The following is a 21,219-nucleotide window of genomic DNA, read 5'->3' on the forward strand; positions in this document are numbered from 1 at the left end:
CCACGCTCAGGACTCGAAGGGGCGCGCCGGCCAGGGCGCGTCCGCCGGGCGCAGCGCGTCCAGACCGTCCCCGCCGCGGGCGGCGACCAGGGAGAGCACGCCGACCACGAGGCAGTTGTTGTGCACGTCACCGGCCAGGACACCGCGCACCAGCTCCTCGACCGGCACGCGCGCGTGCTGCATGTCGGTCTCCTCGTGCTCCGCCGCGAAGCGCTCGCCCTCCACGTCGGACAGGCCGCGGGCCAGGAAGATCCGTACGGCCTCGTCGCAGCCGCCGGGGGTGGTGTACACGTCGCTCAGCACCCGCCAGTCCTCGGCCTTGACGTGCGCCTCCTCGTACAGCTCCCGCTGGGCGGCGTGCAGCGGGTTCTCGCCGGGCACGTCCAGCAGGCCGGCCGGGATCTCCCACAGCTTGTGCCGCACCGGGTGCCGGTACTGGTTGATCAGCAGCACCCGGTCCTCCTCGTCCAGGGCGAGGACCGCCACGGACCCGGGGTGGACCTGGTAGTCACGGCGGGCCACCGAGCCGTCGGGCATGACCACGTCGTCCGTCCGGACGGAGGTCTTGTTGCCCACGAAGGGGGTGTCCGTGGCCCGGATCTCCCACTCCTCGGGGGTGTCCTTGATCGTCATGCCCTGTCCCTCCACACGCCGTGCCGAAGTCCGGTCACACAGAAGACCGGGGTGCCCACCTTTGAAGGTATGCACCCCGGCCACCGTACAACTGGTGTGTTACTTGGAATTCTTCCGCTCGACCGCGGCCTTCACCAGGCCGGCGAAGAGCGGGTTCGCACGGGTCGGCCGCGAGCGCAGCTCCGGGTGCGCCTGCGTGGCGACCAGGTAGGGGTGGACGTCACGCGGGTACTCCACGTACTCCACGAGCTTGCCGTCGGGGGAGGTGCCGGAGAAGACGATGCCGGCCTTCTTCTCCAGTTCCGCGCGGTAGGCGTTGTTGACCTCGTAGCGGTGCCGGTGGCGCTCCTCGACGTACTCCTTGCCGTCGTAGACCTCGCGGACGATGGAGCCCTCGGCCAGCTTGGCCGGGTACATGCCCAGGCGCATCGTTCCGCCCATGTCGCCCTCGCCGGCCACGATGTCGAGCTGCTCGGCCATGGTGGAGATCACCGGGTGGGCGGTGGCCGGGTCGAACTCGGTGGAGTTGGCGTCGGGGATGTCGGCCAGGTTGCGGGCGGCCTCGATCACGATGCACTGCAGGCCCAGGCACAGGCCCAGCAGCGGGATCTTGTTCTCCCGCGCGTACTTGATCGCGCCGACCTTGCCCAGCACCCCGCGGTCACCGAACCCGCCCGGGATGCAGATGCCGTCCACGTCCGCGAGCTGGGCCTTGGCACCGGCCGGGGTCTTGCAGTCGTCGGAGGTCACCCACTTGATCTTCACGCGGGCGCGGTTGGCGAAGCCGCCGGCGCGCAGCGCCTCGGTGACCGACAGGTAGGCGTCGGGCAGGTCGATGTACTTGCCGACCAGCGCCAGGGTGACCTCGTGGTCGGGGTTGTGCACCCGGTCCAGCAGGTCGTCCCAGGTCGTCCAGTCCACGTCGCGGAAGGGCAGGTCGAGCTTGCGCACCACGTAGGCGTCCAGGCCCTCGGCGTGCACGACCTTGGGGATGTCGTAGATGGAGCGGGCGTCGGGGCAGGCCACCACGGCGGCCTCGTCGACGTCGCACATCAGGGAGATCTTCCGCTTGATCGCGGTGGGGACCTCCCGGTCGCAGCGCAGCACGATCGCGTCCGGCTGGATACCGATGTTGCGCAGCGCGGCCACCGAGTGCTGGGTGGGCTTGGTCTTCAGCTCACCGGACGGGCCGATGTAGGGCAGCAGGGAGATGTGCACCACGAAGACGTTGTCCCGGCCCACCTCGTGCCGGACCTGGCGCACGGTCTCCAGGAACGGCAGGGACTCGATGTCGCCGACCGTGCCGCCGACCTCGGTGATGACCACGTCGACCTCGTCGGTGGCCATCCGCCGGATGCGGTGCTTGATCTCGTTGGTGATGTGCGGGATGACCTGCACGGTGTCACCCAGGTACTCCCCGCGCCGCTCCTTGGCGATCACGGTGGAGTAGACCTGGCCGGTGGTCACGTTGGCGGTGCCGTCCAGGTCGCGGTCGAGGAACCGCTCGTAGTGGCCGATGTCCAGGTCGGTCTCGGCGCCGTCGTTGGTGACGAACACCTCACCGTGCTGGAAGGGGTTCATCGTGCCCGGGTCGACGTTCAGGTACGGGTCGAGCTTCTGCATCACGACACGCAGGCCACGGGCCTTGAGCAGCATGCCCAGGCTGGAGGCGGTCAGACCCTTGCCGAGCGAGGAGGCGACACCCCCGGTGACGAAGATGTGCTTGGTCGTCGTGGTTTTGGGCGGCATGGCCAAGAGGGGGCTCCCGTGGTCGCGGTCTGGGGGTGCGGTACGGCGTCCCTCCCGGGCGTTTCCGGGGGTGCCGTCGCTGCGGTTCGGGGGTTTTTTCCCACCGGTCCACGGGCTACCAGCGTATCAGCGCCTGGCCCGGATGGCTTCCGGCCACGCTTCGCGCACGCCCGGACACGGGCTGCCCGCCACATACGTCACGCGTGTAATCCACGAGCGCACTGGACACACGGCTATCACCCGCTGCTCACTCGTTCGGCCCACACGGGTTGCCCGGAGCGGCACGCAGATCATCTACGTGCGTCGTATCCTGCTCGGACATTCGCTGCCGAGCCCGGCCGGAACGACGGCACACCCCCGCCAACATCACCCGGAACAACGAGAGCGCGGCAGTTCGTTGAGCAAAGACTGTCGTATTGCCTCAGGGCTCGGCGGGCTGCTTTGCTTCACCGCTCAACGACGCACAACAACGACCCCTTGACCGCACTAGCGACAGCCCCCTGCGCGGGGGTGTGACGTGGCCGTTCGACTGGAGTTGCACGTGGCCGGGCGCATCGAAGACTACGCACTCATCGGAGACATGCAGACCGCGGCGCTGGTCTGCCGGGATGGCACGGTGGACTGGCTGTGCCTGCCCCGCTTCGACTCGCATGCCATCTTCGCCGGCCTGCTGGGCACCGAGGAGCACGGCTTCTGGCGGCTCGGCCCGGCGCACGCCGCCGACGCCAAGCCGCCCACGGCCGCCCGGCGCAGCTACCGCGGTGACTCGCTGATCCTGGAATCGGAGTGGGACACCCCGCGCGGCACCGTCCGTGTGACCGATTTCATGCCCCCGCGTGACGGCGCCCCGCAGCTGATCCGGATCGTGGAGGGGGTCACCGGCCGGGTGCCGATGCGCTCGGCCCTCAGGATGCGGTTCTCCTACGGCCGGGTGGTGCCCTGGGTGCACAAGCACGAGGGCCGCACGGTCGCGGTGGCCGGGCCGGACTCCGTGTGGTTCGACACGGAGGCCGAGACCTACGGCAAGGCGCTCACCACGTACGCCGACTTCACGGTCGCCCCCGGTGACCGGATCACCTTCACGATCTCCTGGCAGCCCTCGCACAAGCAGCCGCCGCCGCTGCCGGAGCCGGAGGCCTCGCTGGAGGCGACGGAGGACTTCTGGCGCGAGTGGGTCGAGCACTGCACGTACCACGGGCCGTACCGCGAGGCGGTGATCCGCTCGCTGATCACCCTGAAGGCGCTGACGTACGCCCCGACCGGCGGCATCGTCGCCGCCCCCACCACCTCCCTGCCGGAGGACATCGGGGGCGTGCGCAACTGGGACTACCGCTACACCTGGCTGCGGGACGCGGCGATCACCCTGTCCTCGCTGCTGCGCACGGGCTACCGCGAGGAGGCCCGCGCCTGGCGCGAGTGGCTGCTGCGCGCGGTCGCCGGCGACCCCGAGAACCTGCAGATCATGTACGGCATCGCCGGCGAGCGCGAGCTGGGCGAGGCCGAGCTGGACTGGCTGCCCGGCTACGAGAACTCGGCCCCGGTCCGGGTCGGCAACGGCGCCGCGCACCAGCTCCAGCTGGACGTGTACGGCGAGGTCACCGAGGCCCTGCACCTGGGCCACATGACCGGCCTGGCCCGCAACGACTACGCCTCGCTGCTCCAGCTGAAGCTGATCCGCTACCTGGAGGACCACTGGCAGGAGCCGGACGAGGGCATCTGGGAGGTGCGCGGCCCGCGCCGGCACTTCGTGCACTCCAAGGTGATGGCCTGGGTCGCCGTCGACCGCACGATCAAACTGATCGAGTCCGGGGACGCGGACGGCCCGCTGGAGCGCTGGCGCGAGCTGCGCGACGACATCCACCGGGACGTGTGCGAGAAGGGCTACGACAAGGAGCGCAACACCTTCACCCAGTCCTACGGCTCGCAGGAGCTGGACGCCTCCCTGCTGCTGATCCCGCAGATGGGCTTCCTGCCGCCGGACGACAAGCGGGTGATCGGCACGATCGAGGCGATCCAGCGCGAGCTGTCCACCCCGGACGGGTTCATCCTGCGCTACCCGACGGAGGGCGCGGACGCGGGCGTCGACGGCCTGCCGGGCGACGAGGGCGCCTTCCTGGCCTGCTCGTTCTGGATGGCGGACGACCTGGCGATGATCGGCCGCGTCGACGAGGCCCGCAAGCTGTTCGAGAAGCTCCTCGCGCTGCGCAACGACCTCGGTCTGCTCGCCGAGGAGTGGGACCCGCGCCTGAAGCGCCAGGTGGGCAACTTCCCGCAGGCGTTCAGCCACGTGCCCCTGATCGACACGGCCCTGCGCCTGACGGCCTCGGGGGCGTACGGCGGCTAGGGCCGCCCCGGCCTACGCTGGAAGCCGGACCCCGCTCCAAGGCGCTCCAAGGGGGCGGCCATGGCTTCCAAGGCGCACACCGCCCTCGCGGCGCTCCGTGCGGAACTGGCCGGCGAGGTGTTCGCGCCGGGAGATCCGGGGTACGACGACGCGCGGGCGGTCCCCAACGCCAGGACCGACCGGCGTCCGGCCGTGATCGCCCGCTGCGCGCACGCCACGGATGTGGTCCGGGCCGTGCGCTTCGCGCGGGACCTGGATCTGCACATCGCGGTGCGCGGCGGCGGGCTGGGCCTTGCGGGCACCCTGGTGGACGGCGCGCTGGAGGTGGACCTGCGCCGGATGCGGGAGGTCACCGTCGACCCGGCGGCCGAGGCGGCCCGGGTCGGCGGCGGGACCACGGTGGGTCGCCTGGACCTGGCCACGCGGCCGTACGGCCTCGCGGCGACCGTCGGCCGGGCCCCGGGCATCGGGGTCGCCGGCTGTGTCCTGGGCGGCGGCACCGGCCGGCTGGACCGCGCCGTCGGCCCCGCCGCTGACCATCTCATCGGTGTGGAGCTGGTGACCGCCGACGCCGAGCGGGTGCACGCCAACCCCGACGACAACCCGGAGCTGTTCTGGGCGCTGCACGGCGGAGGCGGCAACTTCGGCATCGCGACCGCGCTGACCCTGACGCTGCACGAGCTGCCCCGGCTCGCCGCCCTCATGGTGCTCTACCGGCCGGAATCCGGCCCGGCCGCGGTACGCGCCTTCCGCGAGGTCGTCGGCACCGGCCCGGACGAGGTGGGCGGGACGGCGCTGTACCTGTCCGGACGGCCGGCGCCGATGTGCGCCGCCCTGCTGACGTACGCGGGCACCGAGGAGGAGCTGCGCGCCCTGGCCGAGCCGCTGACGGCGCTCCCGCACGAGACGGAGGTGTGCGGTGCCCGGGCGCTGGGGCTGCTGTACCCGGCCGGGGGGATGCGCGCCCACTGGTCGGCACAGTGCCTGACCGGTCTGCCCGACGCGGCCGTGGACGCCTTCTGCGCCCTCGCGGCGGGCCTGCCGGCGCCGGACTCCCGGCTCATGCTCCTGCCGCTCGGCGGAGCGGTCGCCGCCCAAGGCGCCGGTCATCCGCTGCCGTACCGGCGGGCGGCCTGGATCGCGCACCCCTTCGCCTGCTGGGCGGACCCGGCCGACGACGAGCGGGCCCTCGCCTGGGTGCGGGACGCGTGCGCCGGCGTACGCCGCTGGAGCACGGACGCCGTCCCCCTCACCCTCGTCGGCGACGAGGGCCCCGAACGGGTCCGCGCGGGCCTGGGCGCGGGGAACCTGCTGCGCCTGGAGAAGGTCAAGCGGCGGTACGACCCCGACAACGTGTTCCGCTTCAACCACAACATCCGGCCGCTCTAGGCGGGAGCTGTCCTGAGGGCGTTGTCGCAGGTAGCGTCCGCTGCATGGACAGCCGTACGGACCACCGACTCGACACCCAGGGCGCCGGCATCACCGTGCAGCGGGCGCTGGAACTGCCCGGCCTGCGCAGCGGGCTGCCGGAGGTCCTGGCGGGCGCCGACCGGCTCGGCCGCACCGTGCGCTGGGTGCACGCGGGCGAGGTCCCGAACATCGCCTCGCTGCTCAAGGGCGGCGAGCTGCTGCTCACCACCGGCTACGGCCTCGGTACCCGGCCGGCCGAGCAGCGGGCGTTCGTCCGGACGCTCGCCGAGCGCGGGATCGCCGCCCTGGTGGTGGAGCTGGGCCCGCGTTTCGCCCGGCTGCCGGCGGCCCTGGTGGACACGGCCCGGGCAGCCGGGCTGCCGCTGGTCCAGCTGCACCGCGAGGTGCCGTTCGTGACGGTGACCGAGGAGATCCACACCGAGATCGTCAACGGCCACTACGCGCTGCTCCAGCGCGCGGAGGAGGTGCACCGGCGCTGCACCGAGGCCCTGCTGGGCGGTGGCGGGGTGCCGCAGGTGCTGGGCATCCTGGCCGACTTCAGCGACAACCCGGTGTTCCTGGAGACCGCCGACGCCCGGCTGCTGTACGCCGCCGGGGCCGGGCCCGAGGGCGCGGACCCCTTGCAGGTGTGGGAGGGGCTGCGCGGCCCGCACAAGGAGGCCCCGCCGCCGGCCGGTTCGGTGCTGGTGGACGTGCCCGGGGGCGGGCCCGGGGCGGCCGGTTCCGTGCGCGCCCGGCTGGTGCTGCTGCCGGTGCGGTCCCCGCTGGCCCCGGTGCACCGGATCGCCGCCGAGCGGGCCGCGGGCATCCTGGCCGTGGTGCTGATGCAGGCCCGGCAGGAGGAGGAGCTGGCGGCGCGCGGGCGCGGTGACTTCCTCACCGATCTGGCCGAGGGCCGGATCGCGGCGGAGGACGCCCCGGCGCAGGCCCGGGTGCTCGGCTTCAAGCCTGGGGGCAGCCCGCTGCTGCCCGTGGTGATGCGGATCGGGGACACCCTCTCCCCCGGCGGGGGCTGGGCGGTGCTGGCCCGGGCGGTCTCCGAGGAGCTGGCCGCGGTGGGGGTGCCGGTGCTGCTGGGGGTGCGGCCGGTGGAGGGCCGGGTGCTGGTGCTGCTGGGGCTGCGCTCGGAGTCGGAGCGGGCGGCGGTCGCGGACCGGGTGGCGGCCGCGCTGCGGGCGGGGGTGGAGCGGGCCGGGATGCGCCGGCCGGGCTCGCCGCCGCCGGTGGTGGTCGTCGGGGTGGCGGGCGGCTGGGCGGCGGCCTCGGCGGGGCTGCGGCACGCGGCGGAGACGGCGACGGCGGCCCAGGGCCTGACCGACCGGCCCTGGTACGACGCCCGGCGCCTGGACATCGACCTGCTGCTGTGGCGGCTGCGCGACCACCCGGACCTGGCGGCCTTCGTGGACCGCGCGATCGGCCCGCTGCGGGACCACGACCACCGCTCCAAGCCGCCGCTGCTGCCGACCCTGGAGACCTATCTGGCGCACGCCGGCCGCAAGGCGGAGACGGCCCGCGAGCTGCATCTGAACCGGCAGACGCTGTACAACCGGCTGGCCCGGATCGGGGAGTTGCTGGGCACCGACCTGGACGACCCGCAGACGGTACTGGCCTTGAGCCTGGCCCTGCGGGCGCGCCGGCACGTGCCCTGAGGCCGTCAGGCCAGTGGCCTCGGCTGGGTCAACTCGTCGTAGACGCTGAGGACTTGGGCGACGGTCTCGTCCTCGGTCGGCCAGGTGGCGGCCTGCCGGGTGCCGCGCTCGCGCAGCAGTTCGCGGCGCCCGGGGTCGGCGAGCAGCCGTACGACGGTGTCGGCGAGGGCTCCCGGGTCGCCGTACGGGACGAGTGCGGCCGCGTCGCCGACGAGGTCGGGGATGCCGCCGACCCGGGTGGCGACGAGCGGTACCCGCGCGTGCAGGGCCTCCTGGGCGAGGACGGAGCGTGACTCCCAACTGCTGGTCAGCAGCGCCAGATCGGCGGCGCAGAGCAGTTCGGGCACGTCCTCGCGGTGGCCGATGAGCCGCACCGGCAGCTCCTCGTCCTCGATGCGCCGTTGCAGCACCGGCCGCAGCGGACCCTCCCCCGCGACGACCACCAGCGGTACCGGGTCAAGGTCGCGCCAGGCGCGGGCGGCGTCGAGCAGGACGTCGTAGCCGCGCTGCCGGTCCAGGGAGCCGACCGCGATGAGCAACGGGCGGCCGGTGGAGCCGAGTTCGGCCCGGATCTTGGGCCGCAGCCGGTCGGGGTCGTCCGGGTCCACGAGGTCTGCGGGCCGGCGCCGGCCCGGCAGGGCGACGGCGGCGAGCCGGGCGTCCCGCGCGCCGCTGCGCCGGGCCAGGTCGACCAGGTCGGAGCTGGTGCCGAGGACCACGGCCGCGGTCTTCACCACCCGCCGCTCCAGCAGCCGCAGCAGATGCGCCCGCGGGCCCTCCGCGTGGGCCCGGTTGTGCCAGGTGACCACCAGCGGGGTGGTGCGCCCGCTGAGCGCGAGCACGGCCCGGAAGGAGGCGTGCAGACCGTGTGCGTGCACCAGGTCGGCGTTCGCGCAGGCGGTGCGGAGCGCGGCCACGGAGACGGGGTCGCTGCTGCGGGGTACGTGCACGTGTTCGGCGCCGGCTCCGGTGAAGTCGTAGGCGCGGTCGGCCTCGAGGGGGGCGCACACCGTGACGCGCACGCCCCTCGCCACGAGCCCCTCGGCCAGGGAGCGCACATGCGCACTGCTGCCGGCGTTGCCTCCGCCGAGCACCTGCACGGTGCGCAGCGGCGACTGGCCGTGCGGTGCGTTGCTGCTCAGGGGGCTCACGGGGCCGGGGCTCCTGGTTCACGGGGGCGGTCACGAAAGAACGTACAGAAGGTAGCGGGCTCCGGGGGGCGGAAGGACGCACCCCGCGCGCCTCCCGCACGGACCGTCCGGACCCCCTGCCCGCCCCGCGTTCCCTGCCAAGCATGCCAGGCCGTACGGCCGTTCAGGGACATCCGAGAGGGCGCACTGTGCGGCGGGCCGGGGCAATGCGCCGGAGCACATCACCCACACGGGTGAGAGAGCCCCCGCCGCGGCCGGGCCGGGTGCCCGGGCATACGGCGAGGTCAGCCGCTCACGGCATCCGCGCCCACGCCCTCACCCGGTCCCCGTACCGGGCCGTGCCGACCAGAGCGACGGCGTGCGCGAGCAGCCCGCACGCCGGTTCCCCGCCACGACGGCCGCCCCCAGTGCGGCACCGGGGCGCCTCCCCCTGCCGCTACAGGTCCGCCCTGGCCGTGGCCAGCAGTTCCTCCGCGTGCGCGCGGGCCGTCTCGGAGTCCTCCTGGCCGGCGAGCATGCGGGACAGCTCGCGGACGCGCTCCTCGCCCTCCAGGACCTTCACTCCGGAGCGGGTGACGGAGCCGTCGTTGGTCTTCTCCACCAGCAGCTGGCGGTCGGCGAACGCGGCGACCTGGGGCAGGTGGGTGACCACGACGACCTGCGCGGTCCTGGCGAGCTTCGCCAGGCGCCGCCCGATCTCGACGGCCGCCTTGCCGCCGACACCGGCGTCGACCTCGTCGAAGAGGTACGTCGGCACCGGGTCGGTGCCCGCGAAGACCACCTCCACGGCCAGCATCACGCGGGACAGCTCACCGCCGGACGCGCCCTTGGCGATGGGCCGCGGCGGGGCGCCCGGGTGCGGGGCGAGCAGCAGCTCGACCTCGTCCACGCCGGAGGGGCCGTAGGCGACCGTCCGCCCGCCGACCTCGACACCCTCGGGGTCCTCGGTCTGCCGGATGTCGAAGGACACGCGCGCGTGGGGCATCGCCAGCGAGGCCAGCTCGGCGGTCACCGCGGCGGCGAACCGCTCGGCGGCCTCCGTCCGCGCGTCCGTCAGGGCCTGTGCGAGCCCGCCCAGTTCGGTGCGCAGCGCGTCCCGCTCGGCGGTCAGCTCCTCGATCCGCTCGTCGTCGCCGTCCAGCTCGGTGAGCCGGGCCGCGCTCCGCTCGGCCCAGGCCAGGACGGCGGCGACGTCGTCCCCGTACTTGCGGGTCAGGGTGTTCAGGGCGGCCCGGCGCTCCTCCACCGCGGCCAGCCGCAGCGGGTCGGCGTCGAGATCGTCGGCGTACCCCGCCAGCTCGCCGGCCACGTCACCGAGCAGGATGCCGATCTCCCCGATCCGGTCGGCGAGCGCGGCCAGCGCCGGATCGTGCGCGCGCACGGCCTCCAGCGCCCGGTGGGCGCCCGCGACGAGCGTCGAGGCGTCGATGCCCTCGGGGTCCTCCGGATTGCCCGCGAGAGCGGCGTGCGCGGCCGTCGCGGCGGACGCCAGCGCCTCGGCGTGCCCCAGCCGCTCGGCCTCCTCGGCCAGCTCCACGTCCTCACCGGGCCGGGGCTCCACGGCGGCGATCTCGTCCAGGCCGTACCGCAGCATGTCGGCTTCCTGCGCCCGCTCACGCGCGCGCGTGGTGATCTCCTCCAGCTCGGCGGAGACGGCCCGCAGCCGCTTGTAGGCCTCGGTGTACTTGGCGAGCGGCACGGCGACGGCGTCCCCCGCGTACCGGTCGAGCGCCTGCCGCTGCCGGGACAGCTTCAGCAGCCCCTGCTGGTCGGTCTGCCCGTGCACGGCCACCAGGTCGTCGGCCAGCTCGGCGAGCAGCCCGACGGGCACGCTGCGCCCGCCCAGGTGCGCCCGGGAGCGGCCCTCGGCGGACACGGTGCGGCTGATCAGCAGGGCGCCGTCGTCCAGCTCGGCCCCGGCCTCCTCGGCGCGTACGACGGCGGCGGCGCCGGCGGGTACGGCGACCCGCCCCTCCACGACCGCCTTCTCCGCGCCGATCCGCACGAGCGCCGGGTCCGCCCGGCCACCGAGCAGCAGCCCCAGGCTGGTGACCACCATGGTCTTGCCCGCACCCGTCTCACCGGTGACGGCGGTGAACCCCGGCGACAGCTCGACGACGGCATCGTCGATGACCCCGAGTGACCGTATCCGCATCTCCTCCAACACGGAACAGACCATACGAGGTCCGGGGCGGGGAGTGCACACAGGCCGCTCTTTCCGGTGAGGCTAGTGAGGCGCCCCGCGCCAGCCGGTGGTCGGCAGCGCGAACTTCGCCACCAACCGGTCCGTGAAGGAGGAGTGGTGCAGTCTGGCCAGCCGCACCGGCACGGCCCCCCGCCGCACCTCCACCCGCGCCCCGGGCGGCAGCTCCACGGTCCGCCGCCCGTCACACCACAGCACACCCGGCGGAATGTGCGGCAGCACCTCCACCGCCAGCACGGAGTCCGGCGAGGTCACCAGCGGCTTCGCGAACAGCGCGTGCGCGCTGATCGGCACCATCAGCAGCGCCTCCACCTCGGGCCACACCACAGGCCCGCCCGCGGAGAACGCGTACGCGGTGGATCCGGTGGGGGTCGACAGGACGACCCCGTCGCACCCGAACCCGGTCACCGGCCGGCCGTCGATCTCCAGGACGACCTCCAGCAGCTTCTCCGCGCCGGCCTTCTGCACGGCCGCCTCGTTCAGCGCCCAGTCGGTGTGCACGATGTCCCCGTTGCGGTGCACCACGACATCGACGGTCATCCGCTCCTCGACCTCGTACGACCGCGCCACCACCCGGTCCACCACCCGGTCGAGGTCGTCCCGCTCGGCCTCCGCGAGGAACCCGACGCGCCCGAGGTTGACGCCGAGCATCGGCACCCCGGAGGCCCGGGCGAACTCGGCACCGCGCAGCAGCGTGCCGTCACCGCCCAGCACGATCAGCAGCTCGCACCCGTCCAGGCACTGCGGGGTCGCCTCCTTGACGAGGACCACCTCGTCCGGCAGCGGCAGGTCGCGCGCCTCCTCCTCCAGCACCCGCACCCCGATGCCATGCCGCAGCAGGCCCTTGACGACGAGTTCCGCACTGCGGATCGCCGCGGGCCGCCCGGTGTGGGCGAGCAGGAAAACAGTACGCGCCAGGTTCTGTGTCAACGCGGCCCCTCCGCCACTGCACGGTCGACGTCGGCCGGGTCCACCTGGGGTGCGCCCGCCCGCAGCCAGAGAAAGTACTCGACGTTCCCCGAGGGGCCGGGCAGCGGACTCGCGGTGACCCCCCGCACCCCGAGCCCCAGCTCCCAGGCCTTCTCGGCCACTCCCCGCACGGCCTCCGCCCGCAGCTGCGGACTCCGTACGACACCCCCGCTGCCGAGCCGCTCCTTCCCGACCTCGAACTGCGGCTTGACCATCATCACCAGGTCGGCGTCCGGCGTCACGCACCGCTTCAGGGCGGGCAGCACCAGCCCGAGCGGGATGAAGGACAGATCACCCACGACAAGATCCACAGGTTCCCCATCGATCGCCTCAAGCGTCAACTCGCGTACGTTCGTACGGTCCTTGACGGTGACGCGTTCATCGTTCCGGAGAGACCAGGCGAGCTGTCCGTAGCCGACGTCCACCGCGACGACATGGGCGGCGCCCGCGCGCAGCAGGACGTCGGTGAAGCCACCGGTGGACGCGCCGGCGTCCAGCGCGCGCCGGCCCTCGACCACGAGCCCCTGCGGCACGAAGGCCTCCAGCGCGCCGGCGAGCTTGTGGCCGCCCCGGGAGACGTAGTCGGGGTCGCTGTCGTCGGACCGGACCACGATCGCGGCGGCGGTCTCCACCTGGGTGGCCGGCTTGGTCGCCACGGTCTTGCCGACGGTGACCCGGCCGGCGGCGATCAGCTGGCTGGCGTGCTCGCGCGAGCGGGCGAGCTTCCGGCGGACCAGCTCCGCGTCGAGACGGCGGCGTGCGACTCCTGCCACGTTCGGTTCAGCTCCTGCTCTGGTGGTACGAGGGAGGGGGCGCCGGAGGTCCCGGGCGGGCGTCGAGCGCGGTCAGCGCGTCGCGCAGCCCCCGGTGTACATCCTCGTACACCTCCAGGTGTCCGTCGGTGGCGAGGTGGTCGGCGTCGGCCAGCCGGTCCAGCTGGGCGTCGACCTCGGCGTTGCCGGTGGGCGTGCGGGGGACGTTCACAGGGGCCGGGGCCGCGGGGGCGTACTCGGGCTCGGCCTCCGCCACGGCTTCCGCGGGGGCCTCGGACACGGACTCGCTCATGCCCAGACGCTACCCCGAACCGCTGGGGTACCGTCGTGGGCGATGGCCACGATCGAGGAGTGCCGCGCCGCACTGGGGAAGCTTTCGGACAACATGCAGGGGGCCGAGGGCGACGTCCGCGCGGCCGCCGCGCTGGACCGCTCGGTGAGCTGCCACATCACCGACCTGGACGTCACCTTCGCCGGCCGGCTGACCGGCGGCCGGATCGAGGTGGACGACACTCTTGCCGGTCCGCCCCGCGAGCGGGCGCAGATCAGGCTCGCCATGGCCGGGGACGACCTGGTGGCCCTGGTGGGCGGCGAGCTGAACTTCGCGACCGCCTGGGGCTCGGGCCGGGTACGGCTGGAGGCGAGCCTGCTGGACCTGTTCCGGCTCAGGAAGCTGCTGTAACCCAGTTCCGGCTCAGGAAGCCGCTGTGACCCGCTCGGCGCGCGCCTTGCGGGCCGCCGGCACCACCAACGGGGTCCCGGTCTCCGGGTCCTCGATGACCTGGCAGCGCAGCCCGAAGACCTCCTCGACCAGCTCGGCCGTGACGATGTCGTTCGGGGCGCCCTCGGCGATCACCGTGCCGCCGCGCAGGGCGATGAGGTGGGTGGCGTAGCGGGCCGCGTGGTTGAGGTCGTGCAGCACCGCCACCAGCGTCCGGCCCTGCTCCTCGTGCAGTTCGGCGCACAGGTCGAGGACGTCGATCTGGTGCTGGATGTCCAGGTAGGTGGTCGGCTCGTCCAGGAGCAGCAGCGGGGTCTGCTGGGCGAGCGCCATGGCGATCCACACGCGCTGCCGCTGGCCGCCGGACAGCTCGTCCACGTACCGCTCGGCCAGCTCGGCGACGCCGGTCTGCCGCATCGATTCCCGAACGACCCGTTCGTCCTCCGCCGACCACTGGCGCAGCAGGCCCTGGTGCGGGTAGCGGCCCCGGCCCACGAGGTCGGCGACCGTGATGCCGTCGGGCGCGACGGACGACTGCGGCAGCAGGCCGAGGGTCCGCGCGACCTTCTTCGCGGGCATCGACTGGATGGCCTGCCCGTCCAGCAGGACCCGGCCCTGACTGGGCTTGAGCATCCGCGACAGCGCCCGCAGCAGCGTCGACTTGCCGCACGCGTTCGGGCCGACGATCACCGTGAAGGAGTTGTCGGGGATCTCCACCGACAGCTGCTCGGCGATGACCCGCTGGTCGTAGGCGAGGGTGACGCTCTCGGCGGACAGGCGGTTCACAGTGCTCCTTGGATTGTTCGTCGCGCCGGCGGGGGTCATATCCGGCCCGCCCGGCGCTCGGTGACCAGCAGCCACAGCAGGTAGGCGCCGCCGAGGACGCCGGTGACCACGCCGACGGGCAGCTGGTCGGCGCCGAAGGCGCGCTGGGAGGCCCAGTCGGCGGCGACCAGCAGGGTCGCTCCCATGCAGAGGGAGGGCACCAGGTTCGGTCCCGGCGAGCGGGTGAGGCGGCGGGCGAGTTGCGGCGCGGTCAGCGCGACGAAACTGACGGGGCCGGCGGCGGCCGTGGCGGCGGCGGTGAGCAGGACGGCGGAGGCCATCAGCAGCAGCCGGACGCGCTGCACGCGCACGCCGAGCGCGTTCGAGATGTCGTCACCCATCTCCATCATCCGCAGGCCGCGCGCGTGGGCGAGGACCAGCGGGAAGAGGACGGCGCACAGCCCGAGCAGCGGCCGGACCTGCTCCCAGTCACGGCCGCTCAGCGAGCCGGTCATCCACACCACCGCGCGGGTCGCGTCGACCAGGTCGGCCTTGGTGAGCAGATAGCCGTTGACCGCGGTCATGACGGCGTTGACGCCGATGCCGACCAGCACCAGCCGGTAGCCGTGCACGCCCTGCTTCCAGGCGAGCGCGTAGAGGGCGAAGCCGGTCACCAGGCCGCCGACCAGCGCGCCCAGGGTGACCTGGGCGGCGCTGCCGGACAGCACCACGATCACGACCAGCGCGCCGGCCGTCGAGGCCTGTGACAGGCCGAGCAGGTCCGGGCTGCCGAGCGGGTTGCGGGAGACGGACTGGAACAGTGCGCCGCCGAGGCCCAGCGAAGCCCCGACCAGCAGGCCGACGAGGACCCGCGGCAGCCGCAGCTGGTTGACGATGAAGTCCTGGTAGGCGGTGCCGTTCCCGGCGAGCGTCCGCAGCACGTCGGCCGCCGGGATCTTCGCCTCGCCGGTCCCGATCAGGGCGACACCCGCGGCGCAGGCGGCGGCCAGCAGCAGGACGACGACGATCAGGGCACGCGGCTCCAGGCGCAGGGAGAGCCCGCCGGGAGTGCGTACGGCACGGCTCCTGGAGTGTGTCTTCACAGCTGGGCCGTCCTCCGCCGTCGTACGAGAAAGATGAAGACCGGGCCGCCGATGACGGCGGTGACGATGCCGACCTGGAGTTCGGCGGGGCGGGCCACGATCCGGCCGATGACATCGGCGCCGAGCAGCAGCACGGGCGCCAGGACCGTGGCGTACGGCAGGATCCAGCGCAGGTCGGGGCCGGTGAAGGAGCGCACGGCGTGCGGGACCATCAGGCCGACGAAGACGATCGGGCCGCAGGCGGCGGTCGCGGCGCCGCACAGCAGCACGGCGGCCAGCATGGCCAGCGCACGGGTGCGGCCCAGATGGGCGCCGAGGGCGCGGGCGGTGTCGTCGCCCATCTCCACGGCGTTCAGCGGGCGGGCCAGCACGAGCGCGAGGACCGTGCCGACCGCGAGGAACGGCAGCACCTGCGTGATGGTCGAGGAGCCGGCCGACGCCAGGGAACCCACCGTCCAGAACCGCATCTTGGCCAGGGCCGCGCCGTCCATGATCATCACGGCCTGGAGGTAGCCGTACAGAGCGGCGCTGACCGCCGTACCGGCGAGCGCCAGGCGTACCGGTGTGGCGCCCCGGCTGCCGCCGAGGAACCACACCAGCGCGCCGACCGCCGAGGCGCCCAGGAACGCGAACCACACATAGCCGGTGAGGCTGGTGACGCCGGCGTAGGTGATGGCCGTGACGACGGCGGCGGAGGCCCCCGCGTTGATGCCGAGCAGCCCGGGGTCGGCCAGCGGATTGCGGGTCAGCGCCTGGAGCACCGCGCCGGACAGACCGAGCGCGGCACCGACCAGCAGGCCGAGGACCGTACGCCAGAGCCGCTCGTCCACGACCACGTCGCCGTACGTCCCCGTGTCGTGGAACAGGCCGTGCCAGACCTGGTCCGGCGACAGCGCTTTCGCCCCGATCGCGATGCTCGCCAGAGCGACGAGCGCCAGGAGCAGGACCGAGAGCAGGAGCCCAAGGGCCCTCGCCGCCCGGCGGGTTGGGGGCGCGGGGGCGGTCTCCGCGCGCTGTTCCGGAGGACTGTCGACCAACACGAGGTTAGGTTAGCCTACCCTCGCATTCGATCTCGATCCCCGGTGTCCTGCGCAGTGCGCTGGGGGAGCGTCAGAGTCCCAGCCGGGCCAGCGCCTTCTCCGCCTCCAGCGTGCAGGAGCCGTCCCCCGCCGCCGTCCAGGCCGCCGCGCACAGCGCCCGCAGCCCGTCCAGCGCCTCGCCGTCGCCGGTCAGCTCCAGCCGGTCGGTCCCGGCCGTCGCCGTCCACCCGCCGCAGCGGAAACCGTCACTCTCCTGGGCGATCTCCGGCTGGCCGGTGAGCAGCCCCCGCAGATCGGCGTCCACATACGTCGGCCGGTGCCGCGGCGGCGCGGCGAGCAGCTGTGCCCCGTCGGTGACCCCGGTCAGCACCAGCAGCGAGTCCACCCCGCCGTTGAAGGCGCCCTCGATGTCCGTGTCCAGCCGGTCCCCGACCACCAGCGGCCGCTCGGCACCCGTCCGGATGACCGTCTCCCGGTGCATCGGGGGCAGCGGCTTGCCCGCGACCTGCGGCTCGGCACCCGTCGCGATCCGGACGACCTCCACGGCCGCCCCGTTGCCCGGCGCGATCCCCCGCCCGCTCGGAATCGTCAGATCGGTGTTGGACGCGAACCACGGCACACCGCGCCGGATCGCGTACGACGCCTCCGCGAACCGCCCCCAGGGCAGATCCGGCCCGCCGTACCCCTGCACGACCGCCGCCGGATCGTCGTCCGCCGACTCCACCGGCACCAGGCCCCGCTCGCGCAGCGCCACCCGCAGCCCCTCACCGCCGACCACCAGCACCCGCGCCCCGGCCGGCACCTGCTCGCTGATCAGCCGCGCGACGGCCTGCGCCGAGGTGATGACGTCGTCCGCCTCCGTGGGTATGCCCAGCTCCGTCAGGTGCCCGGCCACCGCGTCCGGGGTGCGCAGCGCGTTGTTGGTGACGTACGCCAGGTGCATCCCGCCCGCCCGGGCCACCGCCAGCGAGTCGACCGCGTGCGCGATCGCGCTGCCGCCCGCGTACACCACCCCGTCCAGATCGAGCAGCGCCGTGTCGTACGCCTCGCTCAGGGGCTGCGCACTGCCCTCGGGCCTGGTCCTGACGTCCTGGCTCATGTCCGCATCGCTCCTCGTTCACTCGCTTTCCCCCGATCATCCCGCACGCCACTGACACACGTACGATGCCGGGATGAACACAGCAGGTCACTCGGAGGCAACGGCGCGTCGCGGCCTGGAACTCACCCCGTTCCGAGGCCTTCGGTACGACCCCGACCGGGTCGGCAGCCTCGCCTCCGTCACCTCCCCGCCCTACGACGTCGTCGTACGCCCCGACGGCCTGCACCACCTACAGTCGTCCGACCCGTACAACATCGTCCGGCTGATCCTGCCCGAGGCCGGCACGCCCAGCGCCCGCACCGAGCAGGCCGCCGACACACTGCGCCGCTGGCTGGACGAGGGCATCCTCACCGCCGACCCGGAGCCGGGCCTGTACGTGTACGAGCAGAGCGACGGCGACGGCATGCTCCAGCGCGGCATCATCGGCGCCCTGCGGGTGACGGAGCCCGCCGAGGGCGTGGTACTGCCGCACGAGGACGTCATGCCGCCCGTGGTCGCCGACCGCGCGGCCCTGATGCGCGCCACCCGCGCGAACCTGGAACCGCTGCTGCTGACCTACCGTGGCGACGGAGCGGCGGCCGAGGTCGTCGAGCGTACGGCGGACCGCCCGCCCCTGCTGGCCACGACCACCGAGGACGGCTTCCACCACCGCCTGTGGTCCGTGACCGACCCCGAGGAACTGGCCCGCATCCAGACCGACCTCGCCGGCCGCCAGGCCCTGATCGCCGACGGCCACCACCGCTGGGCCACCTACCGGCGCCTGCGCACCGAACACACCTCCCCCAGCCCCTGGGACTACGGCCTGGTCCTGCTGGTCGACACCGTGCGCTACCCGCTGCGCGTCCGCGCCATCCACCGGCTGCTGCACGGCCTCCGGGTCACCGACGCACTGGCGGCGGTGGAGGGCCTGTTCCGGGTACGACGGCTCGACGTGCCCCTGCCGGAGGCGCTGGAGACCCTCGCGGACGCGTCCTGCGCGGGCAACTCCTTCCTGCTGGCCGGCGACGGCACCTTCCACCTGCTCGACCGCCCCGACCCGGACCTGCTGGCCCGGACGATCCCGGCGGACCGCCCGGCCGCCTGGCGCTCCCTGGACGCCACGGTCCTGCACGCCACGCTGCTGGACCACGTCTGGCGCATCCCCGAGGACTCCCCCGCCCACATCGCCTACATCCACGACGCGGCCGCGACGGTGGAGAAGGCGGAACGCGACGGCAGCACGGCCGTCCTGATGCACCCGGTCCGCGAGGAGGTCGTCCGCGACCTGGCCCGGCAAGGGGTGCGGATGCCCCGGAAGTCCACCTCGTTCGGCCCGAAGCCGGCCTCGGGTCTGGTGCTGCGGGCACTGGAGATCTGAACCGGCGCCACGCACCGGCATCACACGAAAGAGGGCAGACCCCGCGGGGGTCTGCCCTCTTCTCAGTGACGGACGTCAGTCCTCGTCGTCAGTCCTTGTCGCCGTCCTCGCCGTTCTTGCCGTCCTCGCCGTCCTCGCCCTCCTCCGTGGAGGCGTCGGCGGGCTCAGCGGACTCGGCGGACCCGCCGGACTCCTCGGCGTCGTCCTCGGCCAGGGCGTCGACGAACTCCACGCCGTCCAGCTCGGCGAGCCGGTCGGAGGCGTCCGTGCTGCCGTCCCGGTCGGCCTCGACGGCCTTCGCGAACCACTCCCGTGCCTCGCGCTCCCGGCCGACGGCCAGCAGGGCGTCGGCGTACGCGTAGCGCAGGCGGGCGGTCCACGGCTGCACCGAGTTGGAGGCCAGCTCCGGGCTCTGCAGGGTCACGATGGCCGCGTCCAGCTGGCCCATGTCACGCCGGGCACCGGCGGCGACGAGCCGCATCTCGACCTGACCGGCCTTGTCCAGCTTGTGCACCTCCGGGGCGCCGGCCATCTCCAGTGCCTTCTCCGGCCGGCTGAGCCCGCGCTCGCAGTCGGCCATCACCGGCCACAGGTCCACGGTGCCGGTCATCCGCCGGGCGGCCCGGAACTCGGCGAGGGCCTCGCTGTACTTCTGGTTCGCGTACGCGGCGAAGCCGGCGGCCTCGCGTACGGCGGCCACGCGGGACGCCAGGCGCAGGGCCACCTTGGAGTAGCCGTAGGCGCCCTCGGGGTCCTCGTCGATGAGCCGGGCGACCATCACCAGGTTCTTGGCGACGTCCTCCGCGAGCGTCTTGGGCAGGCTCTGCAGCTCCTGCCGGACGTCCTTGTCGATCTCCTCGCCGGTGACGTCCTCCGGGATCGGCAGCCGCTTGATCGGCTCACGATCACGGTCACGGTCCCGGTCCCGGTCCTCGCGGAACCGGCCACCGCCACGGCGGTCGTCCCGCCCGTCGCGGCCCCGGAAACCACCGGACCGCCCACCGCGGTCCCCACGGTCGTCCCTACGGGGCCCCCGGCCCCCACGGTCGTCCCGCCCTCGGAAGCCACCGCGGTCGCCCCGGCTGTCGTCCCGCCGGAAGCCACCTCGGTCGTCACGCCGGTCGTCACGGCGGTCGTCACGGCGGTCGTCACGGCGGAAGCCACCGCGGTCGTCGTCACGGCGGAAGCCACCGCGGTCGTCGTCACGGCGGAAGCCACCTCGGTCGTCGTCACGGCGGTCGTCGCGGCGGCCGTAGCCGCCACGGTTGTCGTCGCGGCGGCCGTAGCCGGCGCGGTCGTCGTCACGGCGGTAGGAGGGACGGTCGCCGCCACGGTCGCCCCGGTCGTCGCGACGGAACCCGCGGTCACCACGGTCATCGCGGCGGTCGTCCCGGCGATCGTCCCGGCGATCGTCCCGACGGAACGCCGGGCGCGCACCACGGTCGCCCTCGCGACGGAAGTCGCCACCACGGCGGTCGTCGCGGCGGTCGTCCCGACGGTCGTCACGCCGGTCGGAGTCCCGGCGGAAGCCGCCGCGCTCACCACGGTCACGGTCGTCACGGCGATCATCTCGCCGGTCGTCGCGGCGGCCGTAGCCGCCACGGTTGTCGTCGCGGCGGCCGTAGCCGGCGCGGTCGTCGTCGCGCCGGTAGGAGGGACGGTCGCCGCCACGGTCGCCCCGGTCGTCGCGGCGGAACCCGCGGTCACCACGGTCATCGCGGCGGTCGTCCCGACGGTCGTCACGCCGGTCGTGGTCACGGCGGAACCCGCCACGGTCACCACGGTCACGGTCGTCCCGCTGGAATCCCGGACGCGTACCGCGCTCCCCCTCGCGACGGAAACCGCCACCACGGCGGTCATCCCGACGGTCGTCACGCCGGTCGTCACGGCGATCATCGCGGCGGCCGTAGCTGCCACGGTCGCCACCACGCCGGTCGTTGTCACGACGGTCGTTGTCACGGCGGAAGCCGCCACGGTCACCGCGGTCACCACTGTCCCGTCGCCGCTGGTCGCGCTCCGGTCGGTCGTCGGGAGAGTTGGTGGACATGGTGACTCCTGTCTTCGGTACCACAAGCATTGTAAAAACAAAAGGACCCCTGGTCCCAGCTGAACGCTGGTGACCAGGGGTCCTCCAAAGATTGTTCGGCGGCGTCCTACTCTCCCACAGGGTCCCCCCTGCAGTACCATCGGCGCTGTGAGGCTTAGCTTCCGGGTTCGGAATGTAACCGGGCG

Annotated in this window: 17 protein-coding genes and 1 rRNA gene; 5 read left to right on the forward strand and 13 right to left on the reverse strand. The window is 73.5% G+C overall.

The annotated features are described in order from the left end of the window. Nucleotides 1-6 precede the first annotated feature (6 nt). Entirely contained in the window at nucleotides 7-633 is a 627-nt protein-coding gene (locus ACZ4U1_RS31390; RefSeq protein WP_467907539.1) for an NUDIX domain-containing protein, read from the reverse strand. A 99-nt stretch (nucleotides 634-732) separates the two neighbouring features. Continuing rightward, complete coding sequence (locus ACZ4U1_RS31395) at nucleotides 733-2,382, reverse strand: CTP synthase (protein ID WP_467907540.1); 1,650 nt, start codon at nucleotides 2,380-2,382, stop codon at nucleotides 733-735. Nucleotides 2,383-2,923: 541 nt separating this feature from the next. Between ACZ4U1_RS31395 and ACZ4U1_RS31400 the strand changes: the two genes are divergently transcribed. From ACZ4U1_RS31400 to ACZ4U1_RS31410, 3 genes are read left to right on the forward strand one after another with little or no spacing between them, the layout of a single operon-like run. Beyond that, nucleotides 2,924-4,726: a glycoside hydrolase family 15 protein gene (locus ACZ4U1_RS31400; RefSeq protein WP_467907560.1), complete on the forward strand. Its 1,803-nt coding sequence runs from the start codon at nucleotides 2,924-2,926 to the stop codon at nucleotides 4,724-4,726. A gap of 60 nt (nucleotides 4,727-4,786) precedes the next feature. Further along, nucleotides 4,787-6,115 carry an FAD-binding oxidoreductase gene (locus ACZ4U1_RS31405; protein ID WP_467907541.1) on the forward strand — a complete coding sequence of 443 codons (1,329 nt, stop codon included), beginning with the start codon at nucleotides 4,787-4,789 and terminating at the stop codon, nucleotides 6,113-6,115. A gap of 44 nt (nucleotides 6,116-6,159) precedes the next feature. Beyond that, on the forward strand, nucleotides 6,160-7,806 hold the full coding sequence (locus tag ACZ4U1_RS31410) for a PucR family transcriptional regulator (RefSeq protein WP_467907542.1): 1,647 nt from the start codon (nucleotides 6,160-6,162) through the stop codon (nucleotides 7,804-7,806). A gap of 5 nt (nucleotides 7,807-7,811) precedes the next feature. On the opposite strand, the gene ACZ4U1_RS31415 is transcribed toward ACZ4U1_RS31410, so the two are convergent. The 5 genes from ACZ4U1_RS31415 to ACZ4U1_RS31435 all read right to left on the reverse strand — a co-directional run bounded on the left by ACZ4U1_RS31415 (nucleotide 7,812) and on the right by ACZ4U1_RS31435 (nucleotide 13,194). Continuing rightward, a complete protein-coding gene (locus ACZ4U1_RS31415; protein ID WP_467907543.1) occupies nucleotides 7,812-8,957 on the reverse strand; it encodes a glycosyltransferase family 4 protein in 1,146 nt (381 codons plus the stop codon). Between the two features lie 436 nt (nucleotides 8,958-9,393). Further along, nucleotides 9,394-11,136, reverse strand: a complete 1,743-nt coding sequence (gene recN / locus ACZ4U1_RS31420) for a DNA repair protein RecN (protein ID WP_467907544.1) — start codon at nucleotides 11,134-11,136, stop codon at nucleotides 9,394-9,396. Nucleotides 11,137-11,184: 48 nt separating this feature from the next. Then, nucleotides 11,185-12,090 (reverse strand): NAD kinase, encoded by a 906-nt coding sequence (locus tag ACZ4U1_RS31425; protein WP_467907545.1) that lies wholly within the window; start codon nucleotides 12,088-12,090, stop codon nucleotides 11,185-11,187. Beyond that, nucleotides 12,087-12,902, reverse strand: a complete 816-nt coding sequence (locus ACZ4U1_RS31430; protein ID WP_467907546.1) for a TlyA family RNA methyltransferase — start codon at nucleotides 12,900-12,902, stop codon at nucleotides 12,087-12,089. The genes ACZ4U1_RS31425 and ACZ4U1_RS31430 overlap by 4 nt, the downstream gene beginning before the upstream one ends. Nucleotides 12,903-12,909: 7 nt before the next feature. Continuing rightward, entirely contained in the window at nucleotides 12,910-13,194 is a 285-nt protein-coding gene (locus ACZ4U1_RS31435; protein WP_467907547.1) for a hypothetical protein, read from the reverse strand. Nucleotides 13,195-13,236: 42 nt separating this feature from the next. Here ACZ4U1_RS31435 and ACZ4U1_RS31440 point away from each other — a divergent pair, with 42 nt between their 5' ends. Continuing rightward, on the forward strand, nucleotides 13,237-13,584 hold the full coding sequence (locus ACZ4U1_RS31440; RefSeq protein WP_467907548.1) for a sterol-binding protein: 348 nt from the start codon (nucleotides 13,237-13,239) through the stop codon (nucleotides 13,582-13,584). 12 nt (nucleotides 13,585-13,596) lie between these two features. Here the strand turns inward: ACZ4U1_RS31440 and ACZ4U1_RS31445 are convergent, their stop codons facing one another. The 4 genes from ACZ4U1_RS31445 to ACZ4U1_RS31460 all read right to left on the reverse strand — a co-directional run bounded on the left by ACZ4U1_RS31445 (nucleotide 13,597) and on the right by ACZ4U1_RS31460 (nucleotide 17,630). Beyond that, nucleotides 13,597-14,448 (reverse strand): ABC transporter ATP-binding protein, encoded by an 852-nt coding sequence (locus tag ACZ4U1_RS31445; protein WP_467907549.1) that lies wholly within the window; start codon nucleotides 14,446-14,448, stop codon nucleotides 13,597-13,599. Then, the gene (locus ACZ4U1_RS31450) at nucleotides 14,445-15,491 is read right to left on the reverse strand and encodes a FecCD family ABC transporter permease (protein WP_467907550.1); all 1,047 of its coding nucleotides are present in this window, start codon (nucleotides 15,489-15,491) and stop codon (nucleotides 14,445-14,447) included. The genes ACZ4U1_RS31445 and ACZ4U1_RS31450 overlap by 4 nt, the downstream gene beginning before the upstream one ends. Beyond that, complete coding sequence (locus tag ACZ4U1_RS31455; RefSeq protein ID WP_467907551.1) at nucleotides 15,488-16,531, reverse strand: FecCD family ABC transporter permease; 1,044 nt, start codon at nucleotides 16,529-16,531, stop codon at nucleotides 15,488-15,490. Before ACZ4U1_RS31455 ends, ACZ4U1_RS31450 begins: the two co-directional genes overlap by 4 nt. Nucleotides 16,532-16,601: 70 nt before the next feature. Then, nucleotides 16,602-17,630, reverse strand: coding sequence for an HAD-IIA family hydrolase (locus ACZ4U1_RS31460; RefSeq protein ID WP_467907552.1), 1,029 nt, complete (start codon nucleotides 17,628-17,630; stop codon nucleotides 16,602-16,604). 73 nt (nucleotides 17,631-17,703) lie between these two features. Between ACZ4U1_RS31460 and ACZ4U1_RS31465 the strand changes: the two genes are divergently transcribed. After that, nucleotides 17,704-18,987 (forward strand): DUF1015 domain-containing protein, encoded by a 1,284-nt coding sequence (locus ACZ4U1_RS31465; RefSeq protein WP_467907553.1) that lies wholly within the window; start codon nucleotides 17,704-17,706, stop codon nucleotides 18,985-18,987. Between the two features lie 88 nt (nucleotides 18,988-19,075). On the opposite strand, the gene ACZ4U1_RS31470 is transcribed toward ACZ4U1_RS31465, so the two are convergent. Then, nucleotides 19,076-19,873 (reverse strand): tetratricopeptide repeat protein, encoded by a 798-nt coding sequence (locus tag ACZ4U1_RS31470; protein WP_467907561.1) that lies wholly within the window; start codon nucleotides 19,871-19,873, stop codon nucleotides 19,076-19,078. 1,254 nt (nucleotides 19,874-21,127) lie between these two features. After that, a 5S ribosomal RNA gene (gene rrf, locus ACZ4U1_RS31475) occupies nucleotides 21,128-21,219 on the reverse strand; the annotation flags it as partial.

It is taken from the genome of Streptomyces sp. NPDC028928 (assembly GCF_055564915.1).

What these genes read in the sequence shown, in the direction of transcription:
- ACZ4U1_RS31460 (WP_467907552.1), bottom strand. Translation starts at nt 17,630, where the DNA reads ATGAGCCAGGACGTCAGGACCAGGCCCGAGGGCAGTGCGCAGCCCCTG.
- recN (WP_467907544.1), bottom strand. Translation starts at nt 11,136, where the DNA reads ATGGTCTGTTCCGTGTTGGAGGAGATGCGGATACGGTCACTCGGGGTC.
- ACZ4U1_RS31405 (WP_467907541.1), top strand. Translation starts at nt 4,787, where the DNA reads ATGGCTTCCAAGGCGCACACCGCCCTCGCGGCGCTCCGTGCGGAACTG.
- ACZ4U1_RS31445 (WP_467907549.1), bottom strand. Translation starts at nt 14,448, where the DNA reads ATGACCCCCGCCGGCGCGACGAACAATCCAAGGAGCACTGTGAACCGC.
- ACZ4U1_RS31440 (WP_467907548.1), top strand. Translation starts at nt 13,237, where the DNA reads ATGGCCACGATCGAGGAGTGCCGCGCCGCACTGGGGAAGCTTTCGGAC.
- ACZ4U1_RS31390 (WP_467907539.1), bottom strand. Translation starts at nt 633, where the DNA reads ATGACGATCAAGGACACCCCCGAGGAGTGGGAGATCCGGGCCACGGAC.
- ACZ4U1_RS31410 (WP_467907542.1), top strand. Translation starts at nt 6,160, where the DNA reads ATGGACAGCCGTACGGACCACCGACTCGACACCCAGGGCGCCGGCATC.
- ACZ4U1_RS31465 (WP_467907553.1), top strand. Translation starts at nt 17,704, where the DNA reads ATGAACACAGCAGGTCACTCGGAGGCAACGGCGCGTCGCGGCCTGGAA.
- ACZ4U1_RS31395 (WP_467907540.1), bottom strand. Translation starts at nt 2,382, where the DNA reads ATGCCGCCCAAAACCACGACGACCAAGCACATCTTCGTCACCGGGGGT.
- ACZ4U1_RS31435 (WP_467907547.1), bottom strand. Translation starts at nt 13,194, where the DNA reads ATGAGCGAGTCCGTGTCCGAGGCCCCCGCGGAAGCCGTGGCGGAGGCC.